Genomic DNA, 20758 nt, shown 5'->3' on the forward strand with positions numbered 1-20758 from the left:
AGTCTTCTCGAAAAGTATCTTCGCAGAAGCACGCAGGAGAAGGTATCGAGCACACGCCAATACCGGCCCATGCCCGCCCACCGCAGGATTTTGCCAAACAGAAATTCCAGGCCGGTCTCCGGGCTCACGCGTATCGAACCCTTCACCTTCCCATGGCGTTCTGGCCACAGTGGTGTGTCGAAGGGGTCACGCGTATACCGTTGCGGGGGCAGCACCGGACTTGCTCGATCGAGCGTACCGGTTTCCCGTTTCACCCCATGCACGGCGGCATGAGGCACCTGAAACAGGCCGGCATCTGAACATTCCCGCGACCGTTGGTCAACTTATCCAGTGGTCGAACCGGTGGGTCTGGATCGTTGTAATATGTTTGCTTCGCTTGATCACCAGAGCCGCACGTCCATGCAGAGCACCCGATTGACGCTGATTTGCCATGGTGCGACCCGCGCGCAAAAGCTTGGGCATTTCGCCCTTGATGAAGCCCTGGAAACGCCGCCGTCGCCCTTGAGGCTGGCCGCACGTTTCAAAAAAGCGCCACGCCTGTTATGCGGGCCTGAGACCAGGGCCCGGCAAACGGCGACGCTGTTCGGTCAGCACGCCACGATTGATGACGGGTTGCGCGATATGGACGTGGGCCATTGGCGCGGTCGGGATATCAATGACATCGACCGCGACGAACTGACGACCTGGCTGACCGACAGCACCAGCGCGCCTCACCGTGGTGAGTCCGTGACGCAGTTGTGCGAGCGCGTCAGCCAGTGGCTGCAACGCGTCGCAGAGCAGCCCGGCCATGTGATGGCGGTTACGCATCCGGCGGTGGTTCGTGCCGCTTTGCTTCATGTCATGCAGGCACCCATCGCTATGTTTTACCTGATTGATGTGGAGCCGCTGTCTTCTACCGAGCTGCGTTTCAACAACGTCTGGCGTCTGCGCCTGGAAACGCACGAGACCTGAGTGGCGCGAACATGGCAAAATCCCGGCCCCGCACTGAGAACACCTTCATGAAAAAGATCCTGATCATCGGCATTGGCGCCGGCAACCCCGACTACATCACGATGCAGGCGGTGAAGGCGCTTAACCGTACCGACGTGTTTTTCCTGATGGACAAGGGCCAGAGCAAGGACAAACTGATCGACCTGCGCCGGGAGATCTGCCAGACCTACATCGACGCCGGGCATGCCTACCGCTTTGTCGAAGCCGACTGCCCCGAGCGTGTGCGTGGCGAGATCGACTACACCACGGCTGTGCAGGATCTGAACCGCGACAAGCAACAGACCTTCGAGCGGATGATCAACGAACAAATGGCCGACGGCGAAGTGGGGGCCTTCCTGGCCTGGGGCGACCCGGCGTTGTACGACAGCACCATCCGCATCCTGCAGGCGATTCTGGCCAGTGGCAGCTGTACGTTTGAGTTCGAGGTCATCCCCGGGATCACCAGCGTCCAGGCCCTGGCGGCCCAGCATAAAGTGCCGCTGAACCGCATCGGCCGTTCCATCGAGATCACCACCGGGCGTCGGCTTGCGGCGGGGCAGGTCGGTGATGCCGATACGCTGGTGGTGATGCTGGACGCCGAGGACTCCTACCGGAGCGTCGCGGATCAGCAAATGGACATCTACTGGGGCGCGTACCTGGGCACCCCGGATGAAATCCTGATCAGCGGCAAGGTGGCCGAAGTGGCCGACGAAATCGAGCGCGTGCGCAAGGCGGCGCGCCAGGCCAATGGCTGGATCATGGATACCTACCTGCTGCGCAAGCCGTAGGGAGGAATGCAGTCAAACCTGTGGGAGCGGGCTTGCCCGCGATAGCGGTGTGTCAGTAGACATCTAACTAACTGACCCACCGCAATCGCGGGCAAGCCCGCTCCCACATTGGATTTGTGGTGCTTAGGAGGATGTCACTTGCCGCTGGTAATCTGCCTGACCAGCAACTCATGCCCCGTCACATCTTCAGCCCGGGAGATGGCCTGGATCACCAGCAACCGGTTGCCAGAACCCGCGAGAAACATCGAGTTCAAGGTCTTGCCGCCGCCCATGCTGGCGGTGCCATCAACCTGGCGCAGGCCCACGCCCTTGACCAGCAGTTTCTTCTGCGCCAGTTTCTTGTAGTCCGGCAGGCTGGTGCCTATCTCCTTGAGGAAACCTTTAACCGCGCTATCGAGAAACAGCGGTTCGTCGTCCTTCAGGTCGATGCCATCGTTGCGCAGGGTCTGGGCCACGACCACCACGCTTTTTGACGCCTTGTTGATATACATCGTGCTGTTGGCGCCCGCAGTGCCTTGGGCTTGTACGCCGGCGGGCAAGGCCTCGGCGACGTAGCCCTTGGGCAGGGTGAAGGTGAACTTGCCGTCCAGGGTCGAGACGATCTGGAATTCATCCGGCGGCACCGGGGCCGGCTTGGCGGCCGCGAACAGTGGGCTGGCGCCCAGGCTGACGGTCAGCGCCAGGGCCAGGCGGGCTGCGGTTTTGCTGAGGCTGAGCATGAGGTCTTCCAATGGATGAACGAAATTGCGTCATATTCTGTCAGAAAATTCGCAACTTCGTTCTGATCCATCCTCAGACCTTCCCGGACTCTTCCTCAAGGCGGTCCATTTCAAACAAACGGGCCAACTCCGCACGGGACTCCTGGGCCGACTGCATCACCTTGGCCGCATCGTCATACACCGCGTGCTGGGCGGTCAGCAGTTGCAGGTCGTGGTGCTTGAAGCGGTTGATCCGCGCATCGGCCTGGGTCTCGCTCAGTCCCAGGCCGACCAGGGTGCGGCGGCTCATTTCCAGGCTGGAATAGAAGGTTTCGCGCACCGGAGACGCATCCAGGTCCACCAGGCGATGCACGTGCTGACGGTTGCGGGCACGGGCGATGATTTTCATGTGCGGGTAGAGGTTGCGCACCAGTTCGGCGGTCTTGATGTTGATTTGTGGATCATCCATCGCGATCACAAAGTACTCGGCCTGGTCGACCTTCGCTGCATGCAGGATTTCCGGGCGCTGGGGGTCACCGTAAAACACCGGCATGCCACCGAAACTGCGGGTCAGCTCGATGGTTTCCACTGAGGTGTCGAGGGCGATAAACGAAATGTTCTGCGCCCGCAGGATCCGCGCCACGATCTGCCCCATACGGCCCATGCCCGCGATCACCACCCGTGGCGCGTCGCTCTCGATGGCGCGGTACTCTTCTGGCACTTCCACCGGTTTGGTCTTGGGTCGAAACAGCTTGGGGCACAGCAGCAACAGCAGCGGGGTGAGGGCCATCGACAGGGTGATGGTCAGGACTAACACGTCGTACAGATGCGGAGCGAACAGGCCCTGGTCGCGACCGATCTTGAACACCACGAAGGCAAACTCACCACCGGCCGCCAGCACCACACCCAGGCGCACTGCGCTCTCGCGGTTGAGTTCGCCGACCATCTGCCCGACCGCGTACAGCAGCGGCAACTTGATAGCGATCAGCAGCAGGGTCAGCCCCAGCACCACAAAGGGCGTGCTGAACAACAGGCCGATATTGGCGCCCATGCCCACGCTGATAAAGAACAGCCCCAGCAACAGGCCTTTGAACGGCTCGATTTGCGACTCCAACTCGTGGCGGTATTCCGAGTCGGCCAGCAGCAGGCCGGCGAGGAATGCGCCGAGGGCCATGGACACGCCCACCAACTCCATCAGCCAGGCGGTGCCGATCACTACCAGCAGCGCGGTGGCGGTGGACACTTCGCGCAGGCCGGTCTTGGCGACGATGCGAAACACCGGGCGCAGCAAGTAGCGACCGCCGATGATCACCACGGCGATGCTGCCCAATACCTGCAAACCGTGGTTCAGGTCCTGGGCGGCGGTGGTGGTGTGGTCACTGCCGGCCAGCAGCGGCACCATAGCGATCAGCGGGATCGCCGCGATGTCCTGGAACAGCAGGATCGCAAAGGCCAGGCGCCCGTGGGGGCTGTTCAGCTCCTTGCGTTCGGCCAGGCTTTGCAGGCCGAAGGCCGTGGAGGACAGCGCCAGCCCCAGGCCCAGCACAATCGCGCTGTTCCATGACTGGCCAAACGCCCAGAGCGCCACTGCGCCCATCACCATGGCAGTCAACAACACTTGCGCCAGACCCACGCCAAACACCGCCTTGCGCATCACCCACAGGCGTTTGGGTGACAGTTCCAGGCCGATGATGAACAGCAATAACACCACCCCCAGTTCGGAGAACTGCGCGACGCTTTGCGGGTTGCCCACCAGGCCCAGTACCGAGGGGCCGATAATCACACCGGCGAACAGATAGCCCAGCACCGCCCCCAGTTTCAGGTGCTTGGCCAGGGGCACGGTGAGCACCGCGGCCAACAGGAACACCACGGCCGCTTGTAACAGGTTGCCTTCATGGGGCATCGCTTACTCCAGGATCTTTGAGGCGAATCGACAGGGCGCTATTAGAACGCGGTTTGGCGTTTTTGAATCTGAATTTTTACTAAAACCTTGGCCACGCGAGTGGCTCTGTCATCAGTAGATTGCTGTCTATCGCCATCCATGCAGGGCGGGTTCTTGCTACTATCGCCCTCCGTCGTCACCAGGAGCCAGCGCCTCATGCAACACCAGTGGGATGAAATGCACCGCACCCGCAAGCCTTCGTTCGTGCTGTGCGGCGAGCCCCAGGGGCAGGTGCTCAATCTCTATGTCCATGGCTATTCTGCGTTTTTCAACCAGCAACAGTTGGCCAGTTTCCAGGCGCAACTGGCGGGGATCGAGGGCTCGACCAACCTGATGCTGTTCTGGCCCGCCGGGCATTTCCTGGAAAACCTGTTCGCGCCCTTCAAGGACATCATCACCTCGATGCTCGGCGGCGGCACCCTGGGTGCGGCCACCGTGGGCCTGGGCAAGGCGGTGGGCTATTTTCTCGATCACTACAAAAGTGTCGAGGCGCGGGTGGACGAAGTGGCCAGGACGCTGTTGGAGGAACTGGCCAACTACCTGCACGCCGAGTCGATCGACGTGCGCCAGATCAACCTGATCGGCCATTCCCTGGGCGCTCGCCTGCTGGTCAAGAGCCTGCTGGCCAACCCGGAACTGGCCCGGGAGCTGCCGCTCAATCACCTGTTGTTGATGGGCGGCGCGATTTGCACGTCCAGCCCCTGGGAACAGGTGTCGGCGCCGCTCAAGGGGCGGGTGATCAACTGCCATTCCAGCAAGGACTGGGCCCTGGCGCTCAAACCGGATGCCGAGCGCTGCATTGGCCGTTACGCCATCCCCCTGACGCCATCCCTCAAGGGCAAAGTGACCAATGTGCATCTGGTCACCTTCGACCACGCTGCCTACTGGCCGCAGTTGAAAACCGTGGTGCAGTACACCGACTTGCTGCACGAGCGCCGCGGCATGATCCGTGCGGACCAGCGCAGTGCCGAGGTGCGTTTTGCCGAGGAAGACGTGGACCTGTTGCCGGTGCTGCGTCAGGCACGGGCGCCAGAGCTGCAGTTTCTCGCCGAGCTGATGGCCGCCAAGCGCAGCGCGACCATCGATGCCCAGGTGCGCGACCCATTGCAACTGGCCATCGAGTTGCAGCGCATGGGCGGTGACAGCTTTATGAACCTGGCCCGTGGGCATGGGGTGAGTTATCGCCAATTGGCCCAGGACGTGGCCCTGCGCGTTGGGCTCAAGTTTGACCAGCCCCTCGACAGTGTGGCCCTGGTGAGCCTGGAAGAGCGGGTCGCCGAGACTCTGATCGAGCAGTACAAAGACAAACTCAGCCTGGCCGACCGCGCGGTGTTCGAGGCCGAACTCCGGGCGGCGGCGCAAAAGGAGCAGGGTTTTTTCAACCGATTCGATGTCGGCCGTTCGGCCACCACTGCCTTGAGCGGCACGGCGCTGGCCGGGCTGACCGGGTTTATCCTGCGCCGAGGTGCGGCCACGGCGATTCCGGTGGTGGGGCAGGCGCTGGCGGCGGCTATGCTGCTGGTGAGCGGGGTGCGGGCGTTTTCCGGGCCGGCGTATTCCATCACTACCCTGGCGGTGTTGGTGCTGGGGGTGATTCGCCAGCGTATGGAACGTGAGGCGCTGAATCAGGAAATGGACCTGGTAGCGCAGGTAGTCGAGGCGCTTGATCTCCGTGGCGAGGGGGCTTGTCCCCCGTTGGGCTGCGCAGCAGCCCCAGTAAGCCTCACCTAGATACCGGGATAGCCGGTTTTGGGGCTGCTGCGCAGCCCAGCGGGGGACAAGCCCCCTCGCCACCGGTAACACCGATACCCATATATTTGTCTGGTACCCAACGTGAAATTCAGCCTGCCGAAAATTGCCACTGCCCCGTTCTGCCCCCCGGAAGTGGCGGGCACCATCCCCGTTGATCCGCGCGCGTCGTTTTTCAAACGGGTGCTGCAGTTTGCCGGCCCTGGCCTGCTGATCTCCATCGGCTACATGGACCCCGGCAACTGGGCCACGGCCATCGAGGCCGGCTCGCGCTACGGCTACAACCTGCTGTTCGTGGTTTTGCTCGCGAGCCTGGCGGGGATGGCGGTGCAGTGCCTGTGTTCGCGGCTGGGCATCGCCACTGGCAAGGACCTGGCGCAATTGTGCCGCGAACGCTACAGCCAGCGTTCAGCGCGCACGCAATGGGTGCTGGCGGAAATCTCGATCATCGCCACCGACCTGGCCGAGGTCCTTGGCTGCGCCCTGGCGTTTCACCTGCTGCTGGGGGTTTCGCTGACGACCGGCATTGTCATCACGGCCTTTGACACGCTGCTGATCCTGGCCCTGCAAAACCGTGGCTTCCGGCGCCTGGAGGCGATCATGCTGGCGCTGGTGGCGACCATCGGCGTGTGTTTCTTCGTCGAACTGGTGTTGATCAAGCCTTATTGGCCGGACGTCATGCGCGGTTTCACGCCGTCCCTCTCGGCGATCAGTGACGCCGCGCCGCTGTACCTGGCCATCGGTATCCTCGGGGCTACGGTGATGCCCCATAACCTGTACCTGCACACGTCCATCGTGCAAACCCGCCTGTTCGGCAAGGACCTGGCCAGCCGCCAGGACGCGGTCAAGCTGGCGCGCATCGATACCATCGGCTCCCTGGCCCTGGCCCTGCTGGTCAACTCGGCGATCCTGGTGCTGGCGGCTGCGGCGTTCCACCAGACCGGCCATACCGAGGTGGTAGAAATCCAGGACGCCTACCACCTGCTGGACCCGCTGGTGGGCGGTGCCTTTGCCAGTATCCTGTTCGGCATTGCCTTGCTGGCGTCCGGGCAAAGCTCGACCTTCACGGGCACCATCGCCGGCCAGGTGATCATGGAGGGCTACCTCAACCTGCGGATTCCCTGCTGGCAACGCCGCCTGATCACCCGTGGCCTGGCGCTGATCCCGGCGTTCCTCGGGGTGTGGTTGATGGGCGACGATGCCATCGGCAAGTTGCTGGTCCTCAGCCAGGTGGTCCTCAGCCTGCAGTTGCCCTTTGCCTTGTACCCGCTGATCCGCATGACCAGCGACCGCCAATTGATGGGGCCGTTCGTCAATCGCCTGCCCACCCGGATCCTGGCCTGGAGCCTGTTCAGCGTGATCAGTGGCGCCAACGCCTGGTTGATCGGCCAGTGGCTGTTCTGATTCAGCGGTCCCAGTAGGGCACGCTGCCGAAGCGTTCGACAAAAAAGTCGATGACCGTGCGGACCTTCACCGACAACCGCCGGCTGCCGGGCCACAGGGCGGCAATCTGCTGCGGCTCCAGGGTGGTTGCCACTTCGTAGTCGGTCAGTACCGCCTGCAAGCGCCCGGCGCGCAGGCTGTCGCCGATCAGCCAGGAAGGAAACACCACGAACCCCAGGCCTTGTTCGGCAGCGCGTGCCAGAGTGTCGGCGTGGTTGCCGGTGATCGGGCCCTTGACCGTGTAGGGCGTCCAGTCGCCCTGTTCGCGGCGAAAGTACCAACGCTGCTGGCCGTTCACGCCCTTGTACGCCAGGCATTGGTGATTGATCAGCTCATCGGGATGGCGCGGCGTGCCGCAGCGCGCCAGGTACTCGGGGCTGGCGGCGATGCGGTAGCGCTGGGGCGCAAAAATGCGCGCCTGCATCCCGGAGTCGTTGAGCACACCGATTCGGAACAACAGGTCGGCGCCTTCCTGCAAGGGGTCGACGTAGGTGTCGGTCTGCTGGATATCCAGTTGCAGCTTGGGGTATCGCTGGCACAACTCGGCCAGCCAGGGCGACAGGTGCCGTTGGCCGAAGACCATGGGCGCATTGATCCGCACCAGGCCGCTGGGTTCGCTTTCCTGTTCTTGCAGGGCCTGCCCGGCCTCTTCCAGCTGTTGCAGCATCAGGCGCGCATGATGCCCGAGCAAGCGCCCGGCTTCCGTGGGGCTGACCGCACGGGTATGCCGATAGAGCAATTGCTGGCTCAGGGCCTGTTCCATCAACTGGATCTGCCGGGAAATGGAGGAGGGCGCCAGGCCTTCGCGGCGTGCGACTTCGGAGAAGCTGCCGTGGTCCAGCACCGCCACAAACAGGCGCAGCGCCTTGAAACTCAACTCGTTGAAGCCCTGCATGGTCACTCCGTTCTGTGCGTGCTGCGCAAAGGTGTTGTCTGCATGCTCCCATTTATCGCACAGCAGGGCCACCGGATAATGCGCGCCATTGTTCTTCTCTGACGTGTAGGTGGTGTATGCAAACTTCTTCTCTCGAGGCCGCGACCCAGACGCCGGCCCGCCCCAAGCACCGGCTGGGCCTGCTGCTATTGCCGCTGGTGATCCTGGCGGGCATGGGCCTGTCGGTGGAAGCTGGCCTGTTGGGCCCGTTGGGCGCCCAGGTGGGGCACCTATGGGCGACCTTGAGCATCTTCGGGGTGGGCACGGCAATCCTGCTGCTGCTCCTGCTGTTCAGCGGCCCGCAAAAAGGCCCGGCCCTCAATGAACTGCCGCGCTGGCAACTGATCGGTGGCTTTCTGGGGCCGATGTATGTGGTGGTGCTGACCCTGGCCACGCCCCATATCGGGATTGCCATGACCATGATTGCGATCCTCTCCGGCCAGGTCGGCAAGAGCGTGCTGATCGACCACTTTGGCTGGTTTGGCACCGCCCGCAAGCGGGTCAATGGCGAACGCTGGATTGCGCTGCTGTTGATTGTGATAGCGCTTGTTTTGATTGCACGGGGTTAAGGCGATGAATCTGATTCTATTGTTGGTGCTGGTGGTTGCCGCAGGCGCGGTGTTGAGTGTGCAAGCGGCGATCAATGGGCGCCTGGGGCAAACCGTCGGCGTGCTGCGCAGCAGCCTGGTGACGTTCTCGGTGGGCACGCTGGTGACCGGCCTGTTGATTCTGTTCTTCGAACCGGCCCAGGCGGTGAGCCTGCTCGAGGTGCCCAAGTGGCAATTGACCGGGGCGTTGTTCGGCGTGGTGTACATGATGGTGATGGTCGGCGCGGTACCCATCGTGGGCACGGCGGTGGCGACGGTGGCGGTCATCGTCGGCCAATTGGCCATGGGCATGCTGATCGACAACTTCGGCTGGATGGGCAACACGGCCATCGAACTGTCCACTAGCCGGGTGTTGGCGATGCTGTGCCTGGCATTGGCGTTGGTGTTCATGTATCGCAGCAGTACACGCCAGGCTGATTAACGGCGCTGAACCTTGGGTGTCGGCCGGCAGTCACTGCTTAAGGTGCCGGCATTCGCTGCACCGGGACGACCATGAAAAAGGAGTCTGATCATGCCAGATCCAACCTGTGCCTGCCCTCATTGCAAATGTGTACTGGGGCAGAACGCTGTGACCAAAGACGGTAAGGGCTATTGCTGCCAGGGTTGTGCCGAGCATCATGCCCATGGTGAGCCGTGCGAGTCGGCCACCGGGTGCGAGTGTGCCAAGTCGGCCCACGGCTGACCGGCCAATAGCGCCAACACCGCCAGGCAGCGTAAGCTGCCTGACTTTTCCCCCTATCGTGGAGTCTTATCGTGGCCAAAGCAGCTGCTGTCATTGAAATCCCGGTCTCGGCCGATCAAGTCTGGCAACTGGTGGGCGGGTTCAACTCGTTGCCCGATTGGTTGCCGCTGATTGCCAAGAGCGAGCCGGGCGAAGGCGGGCGTGTGCGTCACTTGAAGACCGTGGATGGCGCTGTGGTGGTCGAGCATTTGCAGACCTTTGATAACGCGGCGCGCACCTATAGCTACACCATCAGTGAGTCGCCGTTCCCGGTCAGTGCGTATCTGGCGACATTGCAGGTTCAAGCGCTGGGCGAGCACTCGGCCAAAGTCACCTGGTCGGGTGTGTTCACCCCGATTGCCGGTGTGACCGATGCAGAGGTTGAAGAGCTGTTCAGCGGCGTTTACACCGGCGGCGTTGAGGCGCTGCGCAAAAACTTCCCGGCCTGATTGCCGTGGCGAGGGGGCTCGTCCCCCGTTGGGCTGCGCAGCAGCCCCAAAACCGGCGCCCTCGAATGAACAGACACACCTCGGCGGTCTTATTGGGGCTGCTGCGCAGCCCAACGGGGGACTAGCCCCCTCACCACAGGGGGGGCTCTAGGGCTTCTACAGAGGGGTTTGTGCGCGGCAGTGCAGGGTCAATCGCGCGCCGCCGCGCTCGCTGCTGCCGACTTCCAGCCCAAAGTCATGCAGGTTGACGATCGCCGCCACAATCGACAGGCCCAGGCCAAAGCTGCCCTGTTGCTGACCGTCACCAACCCGGTAGAAACGCTGGAACACGGCCACCCGTTCCGCTTCGGGAATCCCTGGGCCGGTGTCCATTACCTCGATGCATGTGCTGCCGGCATCATTGATGCCGCGCAGCAGCACCTCGCCGCCCGGCGGGGTGAACTTGATTGAATTGCTCAGCAGGTTGGCCAGGGCCTCGAACAGCAGCGCCCGGTCGCCGGTAACCGAGGGCAATGCTTCGGGGGCTTGCAACAGCAGTTCCAGCTGACCTTCTTCCGCCAACGGCAGGTAGAAGTCATGGAGTTCCTGGAGCAAGGGCAAAGGATCGAACACCTGGAAGCCGGAGCGGCGTTGACGGTCTTCCAATTCGGAGATGCGCAGCAAACCGCGAAAGCGCGCCATCAACGTGTCGGTCTCGCTGATCACCTCATCGAGCTGCAAAGCCTGGGGCGAGCCGTCGGCGGTCTGCTGCTTGATCCGATACAACTGCGCACGCAAGCGGGTCAGTGGGGTGCGCAGGTCGTGGGCAATGTTGTCGCATACGCCCTTGACCTCGTTCATCAGCTTTTCGATGCGCTCAAGCATGGCGTTGACGATGGCCGCCAGCATGTCCAGTTCGTCGCGGCGGTTGGACAGCGGCAGGCGATGGGTCAGGTCGCCGGCGACGATGGCTTCGGCGCTGGCCTGGATCCCGCGAATCCGCCGCAAGGGGCGCCGGCGTAGCAGGTGCCAGCCGGCGACGCCGGGGATGATGGTCAGCGAGATTGCCCAGAGCAGAGCCTGCAGAATGATCCGGGTCACGCCCAGCAACGAGCCGTTATCGCGCACCAGCACCAGCCAGCGGCCATCCTGGGTGTGGGTCGCCACCGCATCGCAACTGCCCCGGGGCAGTTTCGGGTCGTCCGATTCGGTGCAGTTGGCCAGGGCATGGATGTGCCCGTCGAGGGGCAAGTCTGCCGGGATCTGCTGGATCGGGCCGCTAAGGGGCCGTTGTTGCCCATCGAACAGGCCATAGGCGTCAATGCCCTTCATATCGAAGGTCATGCTGGTGGCCAGGGCTTCATCCAGTTGCGCGCCCTCGAAGCGCTGGAACAGGTGTTGGCGTTGCATCAGCGAATGGCGCGAGAGGTCGCCCAGGTAACCCGAGACTTCGTAATAGAGCACCCCCATGAGGATGCAACTCCAGGCCACGAACAGCGAGCTGTACAGGGCCAGCAAGCGGCTGCTGGAGGAGCGCCAGCCGTTAGACGGGTTCAGCAATGACATAGCCCGAACCTCGTACCGTGCGGATCAGCGGCGTCAGGCCCGGCGGGTCGATTTTCTTGCGCAGGCGGCCAATGTGCACGTCGATCAGGTTGGTGCCCGGGTCGAAGTGATAGCCCCAGACTTCCTCGAAGATCATCATCCGCGAGAGGATCTGCCCGGTGTTGCGCATCAGGAATTCCAGCAATTTGTACTCGGTGGGCAGCAGGCTCAGTGGCTGGTCGGCGCGACTGGCTTCGCGGCTGATCAGGTTCAGTTCCAGGTCGGCCACGCGCAATGCGGTTTGCGCGGTCTTGAGCGCATTGTTGCGCCGCAGCAGCACCTCGACCCGGGCCGCCATCTCGTCGGAGGCAAAGGGTTTGGTCAGGTAGTCATCGCCCCCGGCGCGCAGCCCGCGCACCCGCTCATCCACGTCGGAGAGGGCGCTGATCATCAGGATCGGCGTCGCCACCCCGAGGGTGCGCAAGGTGGTGACGATGGCCAGGCCATCGAGCTCCGGGAGCATGCGGTCGAGGGTGATCAGGTCGTAATCGCCACTCACCGCCCGCGACAGGCCCTCGCGGCCGTTGTCGACCCAATCCACGTCCAGTCCATGACTGCTCAACTCGGCGACGATCTCGCGGGCCGTCACGGCGTCGTCTTCGATGGTCAAAATGCGCGTCATAAGGGTTACCTGGTCACACGGGAATGGGGGGCATTTTGCCAAGAAATGATCGCGAGGTTTCTAAAAGAAAATTCATGTAGGCAGTTCTTAAGGCTACCTCGGTCAACAGGTGGGAGCGGGCTTGCTCGCGAAAGCGGTGTATCAGTACATGCACCCGGTGCTGATACACCGCTTTCGCGAGCAAGCCCGCTCCCACAGGGGTTGGCGGATGGCTTGGGAATGCATAACGCCCGCCACTTACGCGGCGTTCTTGCAAGTTGCATGATCCTAGGAAGTTCAACTTACTTATCTCATTGAAATTAAAAGGTTTTTATTTTTGTGGCTACTGGCACGGCGCCTGCACTGTCCCTTTTGACAGATGTAACACCATTTTTCATGCCTGGAGCACAACAACAATGATGACATCCTCATCCACTTTGCAAGAGTCGAGCACGCTCTCCGGGGTCTCCTGGGGGGCGATCTTTGCCGGGGCCGCAGCTGCCGCTGCATTGTCCCTGGTCCTGGTGTTGCTGGGCTTCGGCCTGGGCTTTTCGGCGGTGTCGCCGTGGGCCGACAGCGGCATCAGCGCCAAGGGCCTGGGCATTTCCACGATTGTCTGGCTGGCCTTCACCCAGATTGTCGCGGCGGGGCTGGGCGGTTATATCGCCGGCCGGCTGCGGGTCAAGTGGGCCAATATGCATGGCGATGAGGTGTACTTTCGCGACACCGCCCACGGCTTTCTCGCCTGGGCCGTGGCCACGCTGGTGACCGCAACCCTGGTGGTCGGCTCGGTCAGCAGTATTGTCGGTGGTGGTGTACAGGCAGGTGCCAGCGTGGCCTCGGGCGCCGCCAGCGGCTTGACCCAGGCGGCCGGCAACGCGGCCAATGGCGATGACTTCGGCTATTACGTCGACAGCCTGTTCCGCGATGATCGCCCGGCAGCGGCCAGCGATGACGCAGTGCATGGCGTGGTGGCGCGGATCTTCGCCCGCACCCTGGGCAACGATGGCCAACTGGCCCCGCAAGACCGCGCCTACCTGGCGCAGTTGATCAGCCAGCGCACCAACCTCAGCCAGGCCGATGCCGAACGGCGTGTCGACCAGGTCTACGGTGATGCCCGCAAAGCCCTGGAAGATGCCAAGTTGAAGGCCAAGCAGGCCGCCGATACCGCCAGCAAGATCGCCGCCGTGACCTCGCTGTGGACCTTCGTCGCGCTGTTGCTCGGTGCCTTCTTTGCCAGCTTCGCCGCAACCTTCGGCGGTCGCCGCCGGGATGCCGTGGTGTACCTGGAAACCATTCGTTAATTAAAGGAGAACGTCATGCGCTCATTACTGCTGTGGTTCCTCGGTGTGCCTATCCCGGTCATTATCCTGATCGCGATCTTTATGCACTGATCCACTGAGGTGCTTGATCAAGGCCGCTCCTGTATCGCAGGGGCGGCCTTTTTTTTAATCGTCAAACCCCACCTGCTCGTGAATCTCATCGACCTTCAGCTCCAGCCGGTACGCCACGGCAATAAACAGCGCCTGGCACAGGCACAGCGTGGCACTCAGCGAGCGGAACGCAAACGACGACCCTTCATTGACCAGCAACACCGTGTTGGCACGCTTGGCCAACGGTGACAGGTTGCTGTCGGTGATGATCAGCGTCTTGGCCTGGTGATGCTGGGCGATGCGCAGGCAGTGCTGGGTTTCCTTGCCGTAGGGGGTAAAGCTGATGGCGATCACCAGGTCATTGGCACGCACGCTGCGCATCTGTTCGCGGTAGCTGCCGCCCAGCCCCGAGACCAGGTGGATGCGCTTGTTGGTGTGTTGCAGGTTGTAGACCAGGTAGTCGGCCACTGCAAAAGACCGGCGCACCCCGACCACGTAGATATTGTCGGCGTTGACCACCAGGTCCACGGCTTTCTCGAAGGCGGCGTCGTCCAACTCCAGGCCCAGGCGCTCGATACCAGACAGCGTGGCATTCACGCATTCACGGGCCAGATCGCCGCCGCTGGCTTTCTGCGACTTGTTGGCGATCATGCTGCGAATGCGCTGCTGGTAGTTCTGCACCGGCGTGGTCTTGTGGGTATACGCCTCGCGAAACAGCGCCTGCATTTCACTGAAACCGCTGAAACCAAAGCGCTGGGAAAAGCGCACGATGGCCGATGGGTGGACTTCGCACTCCCGGGCGATATCGCTGATGCGATCGACCATGATCCGATCGCTCTGCTGGCTCATGTAGCTGGCGATGCGCTTGAGCTGGCGGGGCAGGCTTTCGTATTCATCGGTGATCAGCTGCAACAGACGCTCGGCATTGATCGGAGGGCTGGCGAGCGTCTCGGTGGGAGCCTGCTGATCGGTGCGGGACATGGGCAATCCTTTTGGCTTGTTCTTACAGGGCAGGTGAGCGGCACCTTGCCCCTGACAATAGGTCGATGGGCGCAAGTCTACAGGGAAGGCGGCAAAAAATATCTTAATGGAATATATATTCCACATAAAATATTTATGGAATAAATATTGATTGATGGCGTGGGACGTCCTAGTCTGCATCCACCAAGAGCGTCGCCATCACGATGGCCGGCGCGGGCTGATAAAAATAACAGGAGCCAGCATGGGCCAGACTCGTTTTGCCAGTGGGCGTCAATTGGATCTGATTTGTCTTGGGCGCCTGGGCGTCGATCTGTATGCGCAGCAAGTCGGAGCGCGGCTGGAAGATGTCACCAGTTTCGCCAAATACCTGGGCGGTTCCTCCGCCAACATCGCTTTTGGCACCGCGCGGTTGGGGCTCAAGTCGGCGATGTTGAGCCGGGTCGGCGACGATCATATGGGGCGCTTCCTGGTGGAGTCGTTGGTGCGTGAGGGCTGCGATGTCAGCGGTATCACCGTCGACCCGCAGCGCCTGACGGCCATGGTCCTGCTGGGCCTCAAGGACCGCGAAACCTTCCCCCTGGTGTTCTACCGCGAAAACTGCGCCGACATGGCCCTGTGCGCCGCGGATATCCGCGAACCCTTGATTGCCAGCAGCAAGGCGCTGTTGATCACCGGCACCCATTTTTCTACCGATGGCGTGTACCAGGCCAGCCTCCAGGCCCTGGACTACGCCGAGCGGCACGGCGTCAAGCGCGTGCTGGATATCGACTACCGCCCGGTGCTCTGGGGCCTGGCGGGCAAGGCTGACGGCGAGACGCGTTTTGTTGCCGACCAGAACGTCAGCCAGCACCTGCAAGGCATCCTGCCGCGCTTTGACCTGATTGTCGGCACCGAGGAAGAGTTCCTGATTGCCGGCGCCAGCCAAGACCTGCTCAGCGCCTTGCGCACGGTGCGTCAACTGACGACCGCCACGCTGGTGGTCAAGCTCGGCCCGCAAGGCTGCACGGTGATCCATGGGCCCATCCCGGCGCGCCTGGAAGACGGCGCGATCTACCCCGGTGTGCGGGTCGAAGTGCTTAACGTGCTGGGTGCCGGCGATGCGTTTATGGCGGGCTTTCTCAGCGGCTGGTTGAACGACGCCGATGACGCGCGCTGCTGCCAACTGGCCAATGCCTGCGGTGGGTTGGTGGTGTCACGCCATGCCTGCGCGCCGGCGATGCCGACCCCGGCCGAGCTTGAGTACCTGTTCAGCAGCCCGGTGCCGATCACCCGGCCGGACCAGGACCCGGTGTTGCAGCGCCTGCATCAGGTCAGTGTGCCGCGCAAGGCCTGGAAGCAGCTGTTTGTGTTCGCTTTCGATCATCGCTGGCAACTGCTGGAGCTGGCGCAAAAAGGCGGCCAGGACCCGGCGCGGATCACTGCGATCAAGCAGCTGTTTATCCAGGCGGTCGAACGCGTGGAGGGCAAGCTGCGTGAGCAGGGCGTCGAGGCCGATGTGGGCATTTTGGCCGACCAGCGTTTTGGCCAGGATGCGCTGAACGCCGCCAGTGGCCGTGGCTGGTGGGTCGCGCGCCCGGTGGAGGTCCAGGGCTCGCGGCCGCTGGCGTTCGAACACGGCCGCTCGATCGGCAGCAACCTGATCGCCTGGCCCCAGGAGCAAATCATCAAGTGCCTGGTGCAGTTTCACCCCGACGACGAGCCGCTGCTGCGCCTGGAGCAGGAAGCGCAGCTCAAGGCCCTGTATCAAGCGGCGCAAACCAGTGGCCATGAACTGCTGTTGGAAGTAGTGCCACCCAAGGATCATCCCTCGACCTACCCGGATGTGCTCTATCGCAGCCTCAAGCGTTTGTACAACCTGGGCATCTACCCGGCGTGGTGGAAGATCGAGGCGCAGACGGCCGAGCAGTGGCGCAAGCTCGATGAGCTGATCGAAGAGCGCGATCCCTATTGCCGGGGCGTGGTATTGCTGGGCCTCAATGCCCCGGCAGATTCTTTGGCCGAGGGCTTCCAGCAGGCCAGCCAGAGCCGGACCTGCCGTGGGTTTGCCGTGGGCCGGACGATCTTCCAGGAGCCGAGCAGGGCATGGATGGCGGGTGAAATTGACGACGAAACGCTGATCCAGCAGGTGCAGCAGACCTTCGAACAACTGATCCAGGCCTGGCGCAGCGCGAGAACTTAAACACGCTCAACTGTAGGCGCTGGCAAGCCAGTTCCCACAGAAGCAGATTTCAGCAGCCTCAAGGTTAAAACAATAAAAGGTGCAGCCATGCCCGCAATCCGTATTGGCATCAACCCCATCTCGTGGAGCAACGACGACCTGCCGGCCCTGGGCGGCGAGACGCCCTTGAGCACCGCGCTCAGCGAAGGCAAGGCCATTGGCTACGCAGGTTTCGAGCTCAACGGCAAATTCCCCAAGGACGCCAAGGGCGTGGGTGATGTGTTGCGTCCCTACGACCTGGCGCTGGTCTCCGGCTGGTACTCCAGCCGCCTGGCCCGGCGCTCGGTGGCTGAAGAAATCGACGCTATCGCCAGCCATGTGCAACTGCTGCGCGACAATGGCGCCACGGTGCTGGTCTACGGCGAGGTGGCCGACTCGATCCAGGGCGCGCCGATCCGCCTGCTCGAACGCCCGCGCTTTCACAGCGAACAGGCATGGCAGAGCTATGCCGACAAGCTCACCGAACTGGCGCGCTTTACCCTGTCCCAGGGCGTGCGCCTGGCCTATCACCACCACATGGGCGCCTATGTCGAATCCCCGGAAGACATCGACACCCTGATGCGCCTCACTGGCCCCGAGGTTGGCCTGCTGTTCGATTCGGGGCACTGCTATATGGGGGGCGGCGAACCGGTGGAGGTGCTGCGCAAGCACCTGGACCGTATCTGCCATGTGCATTTCAAGGACGTGCGCAAACCGGTGGTGCAACTGGCGCGCAACCAGATGTGGAGCTTCCCCGACTGCATCGTCAACGGCACCTTCACCGTGCCCGGCGATGGCGATATCGACTTTGCCGAGTTGCTGGACGTGCTGCTGGGCGTCGGCTACAGCGGCTGGTTGGTGGTGGAGGCCGAGCAGGATCCGGCTGTGGCGCCCAGCTATATCTATGCGAAAAAAGGCTTCGATACCTTGCGCGCGCTGTTGGATGCGAGGGCCGGACAATGAGCCTGTTGGTCAAAAGCACGCCCCGTGGGCAAACCCTGGTCGCGCTGCCGGCCGGCGGCCTGGAGTATGTGGGGTTTAGCGCTTACCGCCTGGGCCTGGGGCAAACGCTGGCGGTCAGTGCCGACGACAAAGAGCTGTGCCTGGTGCTGCTCAGTGGCCGGGTGACGATCGACGGCGAAGGTTTCAGTTGGCAGAACCTCGGGGATCGCCGGTCGGTGTTCGAGGATAAATCGCCGTTCGCAGCCTACCTGCCGCCAAACACGGTTGCCCAGGTGACGGCCCTGAGCGATGTGCAGATCGCCGTGTGCGCTGCGCCGGGCTCTGCTGCCGCCGGTCTTGCGCCCCGGCTGATCCGCCCCGAGCACTGCAAGCGCAGCGTGCGCGGCAAGGGCGCCAACACCCGCTATGTCTGCGACATCCTGCCCGATAGCGAACCGGCTCACTCGCTGCTGGTGGTGGAGGTGCGCACGCCGTCCGGGCATTCCTCCAGCTACCCGCCACACAAGCACGATACCGATGACCTGCCGCACCAGAGCTTTCTGGAAGAGACCTACTACCACCAGGTCAACCCGCCCCAGGGCTTTGTGTTCCAGCGGGTGTACACCGACGACCGCAGCATCGACCAGGCCATGGCCGTGGAAAACCACGACCTGGTGGTGGTGCCCAAGGGCTATCACCCGGTCAGCGTGCCGTATGGCTACGAATCGTATTACTTGAACGTGATGGCCGGGCCCAAGCGCGCCTGGCACTTTCACAACGACCCGCAGCACAGTTGGTTGCTGGATCTCTAACGACGCCAAATCCAAAAGACACGGGTGCTAAACATGACCACAACCCGATTGACCATGGCCCAGGCCCTGGTGAAGTTCCTCGATAACCAGTACATCGAAGTCGATGGCGTGCAGAGCAAGTTCGTCGCCGGGGTGTTCACCATTTTTGGCCACGGCAATGTATTGGGCCTGGGCCAGGCCCTGGAGCAGGACAGTGGCGACCTGGTGGTGCATCAGGGCCGCAACGAGCAGGGCATGGCCCATGCCGCGATTGGTTTTGCCAAGCAGCACCTGCGGCGCAAGATCTACGCCTGTACGGCGTCGGTCGGCCCCGGCGCGGCGAATATGCTCACCGCTGCCGCGACCGCCACGGCCAATCGCATCCCGCTGTTGCTGCTGCCGGGCGATGTGTATGCCTGTCGCCAGCCGGACCCGGTGTTGCAGCAGATCGAACAATTCCATGACCTGAGTATCAGCACCAACGACGCGTTTCGCGCCGTGAGCAAATACTGGGACCGCATCAACCGCCCCGAGCAGTTGATGAGTGCGGCGATCCACGCCATGCGCGTGTTGACCGACCCGGCCGAAACCGGCGCCGTGACCCTGGCCTTGCCCCAGGACGTGCAGGCCGAGGCGTGGGATTACCCCGATTACTTCCTGCAAAAACGTGTGCACCGCCTGGACCGCCGCCCGGCCACCGACGCGATGCTGCAAGATGCCGCCGCGCTGCTCAAGTCCAAGCGCAAGCCGCTGATTATCTGCGGTGGCGGGGTCAAGTACTCCGGCGCGAATGCCGCGCTGCAAGCGTTTGCCGAGCGCTTTCAGATCCCCTTTGCCGAGACCCAGGCCGGCAAGAGCGCCATCGTCTCCAGCCACCCCTTGAATGTCGGCGGCATCGGTGAAACCGGGTGTTTGGCCGCCAACCTGCTGGCCCGGGACGCCGACCTGATCATCGGCATTGGCACGCGCTACAGCGATTTCACCACCTCCTCAAAATCGCTGTTCCAACACCCCGAGGTGCAGTTTCTCAACCTCAATATCAGCCCCGGCGATGTGCTGAAACTCGACGGGGTCCAGGTGTTGGCCGATGCCAGGGTCGGGCTGCTGGCACTGGCCGACGCGCTGGGCGATTACACCGCGCAATGGGGCGAGCAGCCACGCCTGGCCCGTGCGCAAGGGGATGCCGAGGTCGACCGGGTCTATCAGGCGCGCTACACCGACGCCGACTTCACCCCCGAGATCAATGACCACATGGACCCGGCGGTGCTGCGCGAATTTATCGAGCTGACCGGCTCCTGCCTGACCCAGAGCCAGGTACTGGGTGTGCTCAACCAGACCCTGGCCGACGACGCGGTGATTGTCGCCGCCGCCGGCAGCCTGCCGGGGGATTTGCAGCGCAGTTGGCGCAGCAAGGGGGTTAACACCTATCACGTGGAGTACGGCTATTCGTGCATGGGCTACGAGATTAATGCGGCCCTGGGCGTGAAGCTGGCGGAGCCTGCGCGCGAGGTCTACGCCCTGGTCGGCGATGGCTCCTACATGATGCTGCATTCGGAGCTGGCGACCTCGATCCAGGAGCGGCGCAAGATCAACGTGGTGCTGCTGGACAACATGGCCTTCGGGTGCATCAACAACCTGCAGATGGGCAACGGCATGGACAGCTTCGGCACCGAGTTCCGCTTCCGCAACCCTGACAGCGGCAAGCTCGATGGCGGCCTGGTGCCGGTGGATTTCGCCATGAGCGCAGCGGCCTATGGCTGCAAGACCTACAAGGTCACAACCCTTGCGCAACTGCACGCCGCGTTGGCCGATGCGCGCGGGCAAAGCGTGTCGACGCTGATCGACATCAAGGTTTTGCCCAAGACCATGATCCACGGCTACCTGTCGTGGTGGCGGGTCGGTGTGGCCCAGGTGTCCACCAGCGAGCGCACCAACGCCTGCGCCAAACAACTCAATGAACGCCTGGCCAAGGCCCGGCAGTACTGACA

The 20758-nt window shown here is 62.7% G+C and carries 19 protein-coding genes and 1 riboswitch; of the genes, 13 read left to right on the forward strand and 6 right to left on the reverse strand.

Annotated features, from left to right (window positions below; genetic code table 11):
- Window positions 1-91 precede the first annotated feature (91 nt).
- A riboswitch (cobalamin riboswitch) is annotated at window positions 92-297 on the reverse strand.
- Window positions 298-399: 102 nt separating this feature from the next.
- Window positions 400-951 carry a histidine phosphatase family protein gene (locus tag GDV60_RS10730; protein ID WP_159909201.1) on the forward strand — a complete coding sequence of 184 codons (552 nt, stop codon included), beginning with the start codon at window positions 400-402 and terminating at the stop codon, window positions 949-951.
- Window positions 952-998: 47 nt separating this feature from the next.
- A complete protein-coding gene (cobF, locus tag GDV60_RS10735; protein ID WP_029293099.1) occupies window positions 999-1757 on the forward strand; it encodes a precorrin-6A synthase (deacetylating) in 759 nt (252 codons plus the stop codon).
- Between the two features lie 134 nt (window positions 1758-1891).
- On the opposite strand, the gene GDV60_RS10740 is transcribed toward cobF, so the two are convergent.
- Together GDV60_RS10740 and GDV60_RS10745 are read right to left on the reverse strand one after the other, a co-directional pair.
- A complete protein-coding gene (locus GDV60_RS10740) occupies window positions 1892-2476 on the reverse strand; it encodes a hypothetical protein (RefSeq protein ID WP_092235507.1) in 585 nt (194 codons plus the stop codon).
- Window positions 2477-2549: 73 nt separating this feature from the next.
- Window positions 2550-4358: a monovalent cation:proton antiporter-2 (CPA2) family protein gene (locus GDV60_RS10745; RefSeq protein ID WP_159907108.1), complete on the reverse strand. Its 1809-nt coding sequence runs from the start codon at window positions 4356-4358 to the stop codon at window positions 2550-2552.
- 195 nt (window positions 4359-4553) lie between these two features.
- On the opposite strand from GDV60_RS10745, the gene GDV60_RS10750 reads away from it, so the two are divergent.
- Together GDV60_RS10750 and GDV60_RS10755 are read left to right on the forward strand one after the other, a co-directional pair.
- Entirely contained in the window at window positions 4554-6128 is a 1575-nt protein-coding gene (locus GDV60_RS10750) for a DUF726 domain-containing protein (protein WP_050492765.1), read from the forward strand.
- 102 nt (window positions 6129-6230) lie between these two features.
- A complete protein-coding gene (locus tag GDV60_RS10755) occupies window positions 6231-7550 on the forward strand; it encodes an Nramp family divalent metal transporter (protein ID WP_159907110.1) in 1320 nt (439 codons plus the stop codon).
- A 1-nt stretch (window position 7551) separates the two neighbouring features.
- Here GDV60_RS10755 and GDV60_RS10760 read toward each other — a convergent pair whose 3' ends face one another.
- Window positions 7552-8484: a LysR family transcriptional regulator gene (locus GDV60_RS10760; RefSeq protein ID WP_029293089.1), complete on the reverse strand. Its 933-nt coding sequence runs from the start codon at window positions 8482-8484 to the stop codon at window positions 7552-7554.
- A gap of 116 nt (window positions 8485-8600) precedes the next feature.
- Here GDV60_RS10760 and GDV60_RS10765 point away from each other — a divergent pair, with 116 nt between their 5' ends.
- From GDV60_RS10765 to GDV60_RS10780, 4 genes are all read left to right on the forward strand, one after another.
- On the forward strand, window positions 8601-9092 hold the full coding sequence (locus GDV60_RS10765; RefSeq protein WP_178121282.1) for a DMT family transporter: 492 nt from the start codon (window positions 8601-8603) through the stop codon (window positions 9090-9092).
- 4 nt (window positions 9093-9096) lie between these two features.
- Entirely contained in the window at window positions 9097-9552 is a 456-nt protein-coding gene (locus GDV60_RS10770) for a DMT family transporter (protein ID WP_070995228.1), read from the forward strand.
- A gap of 90 nt (window positions 9553-9642) precedes the next feature.
- A complete protein-coding gene (locus GDV60_RS10775) occupies window positions 9643-9813 on the forward strand; it encodes a metallothionein (protein WP_029293082.1) in 171 nt (56 codons plus the stop codon).
- A gap of 71 nt (window positions 9814-9884) precedes the next feature.
- Window positions 9885-10301: an SRPBCC family protein gene (locus GDV60_RS10780; RefSeq protein ID WP_159907112.1), complete on the forward strand. Its 417-nt coding sequence runs from the start codon at window positions 9885-9887 to the stop codon at window positions 10299-10301.
- Window positions 10302-10457: 156 nt separating this feature from the next.
- Here GDV60_RS10780 and GDV60_RS10785 read toward each other — a convergent pair whose 3' ends face one another.
- Window positions 10458-11846 (reverse strand): HAMP domain-containing sensor histidine kinase, encoded by a 1389-nt coding sequence (locus GDV60_RS10785; protein ID WP_159907114.1) that lies wholly within the window; start codon window positions 11844-11846, stop codon window positions 10458-10460.
- Window positions 11824-12507, reverse strand: a complete 684-nt coding sequence (locus tag GDV60_RS10790) for a response regulator transcription factor (protein WP_029293076.1) — start codon at window positions 12505-12507, stop codon at window positions 11824-11826. The genes GDV60_RS10785 and GDV60_RS10790 overlap by 23 nt, the downstream gene beginning before the upstream one ends.
- Window positions 12508-12902: 395 nt before the next feature.
- On the opposite strand from GDV60_RS10790, the gene GDV60_RS10795 reads away from it, so the two are divergent.
- On the forward strand, window positions 12903-13790 hold the full coding sequence (locus GDV60_RS10795; RefSeq protein WP_092235530.1) for a hypothetical protein: 888 nt from the start codon (window positions 12903-12905) through the stop codon (window positions 13788-13790).
- A 144-nt stretch (window positions 13791-13934) separates the two neighbouring features.
- Here the strand turns inward: GDV60_RS10795 and GDV60_RS10800 are convergent, their stop codons facing one another.
- Entirely contained in the window at window positions 13935-14840 is a 906-nt protein-coding gene (locus tag GDV60_RS10800; RefSeq protein ID WP_159907116.1) for a MurR/RpiR family transcriptional regulator, read from the reverse strand.
- Window positions 14841-15081: 241 nt separating this feature from the next.
- Here GDV60_RS10800 and iolC point away from each other — a divergent pair, with 241 nt between their 5' ends.
- The 4 genes from iolC (at window position 15082) to iolD (ending at window position 20756) form a co-directional block, all read left to right on the forward strand.
- Window positions 15082-17019, forward strand: coding sequence for a 5-dehydro-2-deoxygluconokinase (gene iolC / locus GDV60_RS10805; protein ID WP_159907118.1), 1938 nt, complete (start codon window positions 15082-15084; stop codon window positions 17017-17019).
- Window positions 17020-17106: 87 nt separating this feature from the next.
- Window positions 17107-18000 carry a myo-inosose-2 dehydratase gene (iolE, locus tag GDV60_RS10810; RefSeq protein WP_159907120.1) on the forward strand — a complete coding sequence of 298 codons (894 nt, stop codon included), beginning with the start codon at window positions 17107-17109 and terminating at the stop codon, window positions 17998-18000.
- Window positions 17997-18791, forward strand: a complete 795-nt coding sequence (gene iolB / locus GDV60_RS10815; protein ID WP_092235538.1) for a 5-deoxy-glucuronate isomerase — start codon at window positions 17997-17999, stop codon at window positions 18789-18791. Before iolE ends, iolB begins: the two co-directional genes overlap by 4 nt.
- Before the next feature lie 33 nt (window positions 18792-18824).
- Window positions 18825-20756: a 3D-(3,5/4)-trihydroxycyclohexane-1,2-dione acylhydrolase (decyclizing) gene (gene iolD, locus GDV60_RS10820; protein WP_159907122.1), complete on the forward strand. Its 1932-nt coding sequence runs from the start codon at window positions 18825-18827 to the stop codon at window positions 20754-20756.
- Window positions 20757-20758 lie beyond the last annotated feature (2 nt).

The sequence above is a fragment of the Pseudomonas sp. DTU12.1 genome, assembly GCF_009873475.1.
GTDB lineage: Bacteria > Pseudomonadota > Gammaproteobacteria > Pseudomonadales > Pseudomonadaceae > Aquipseudomonas > Aquipseudomonas proteolytica.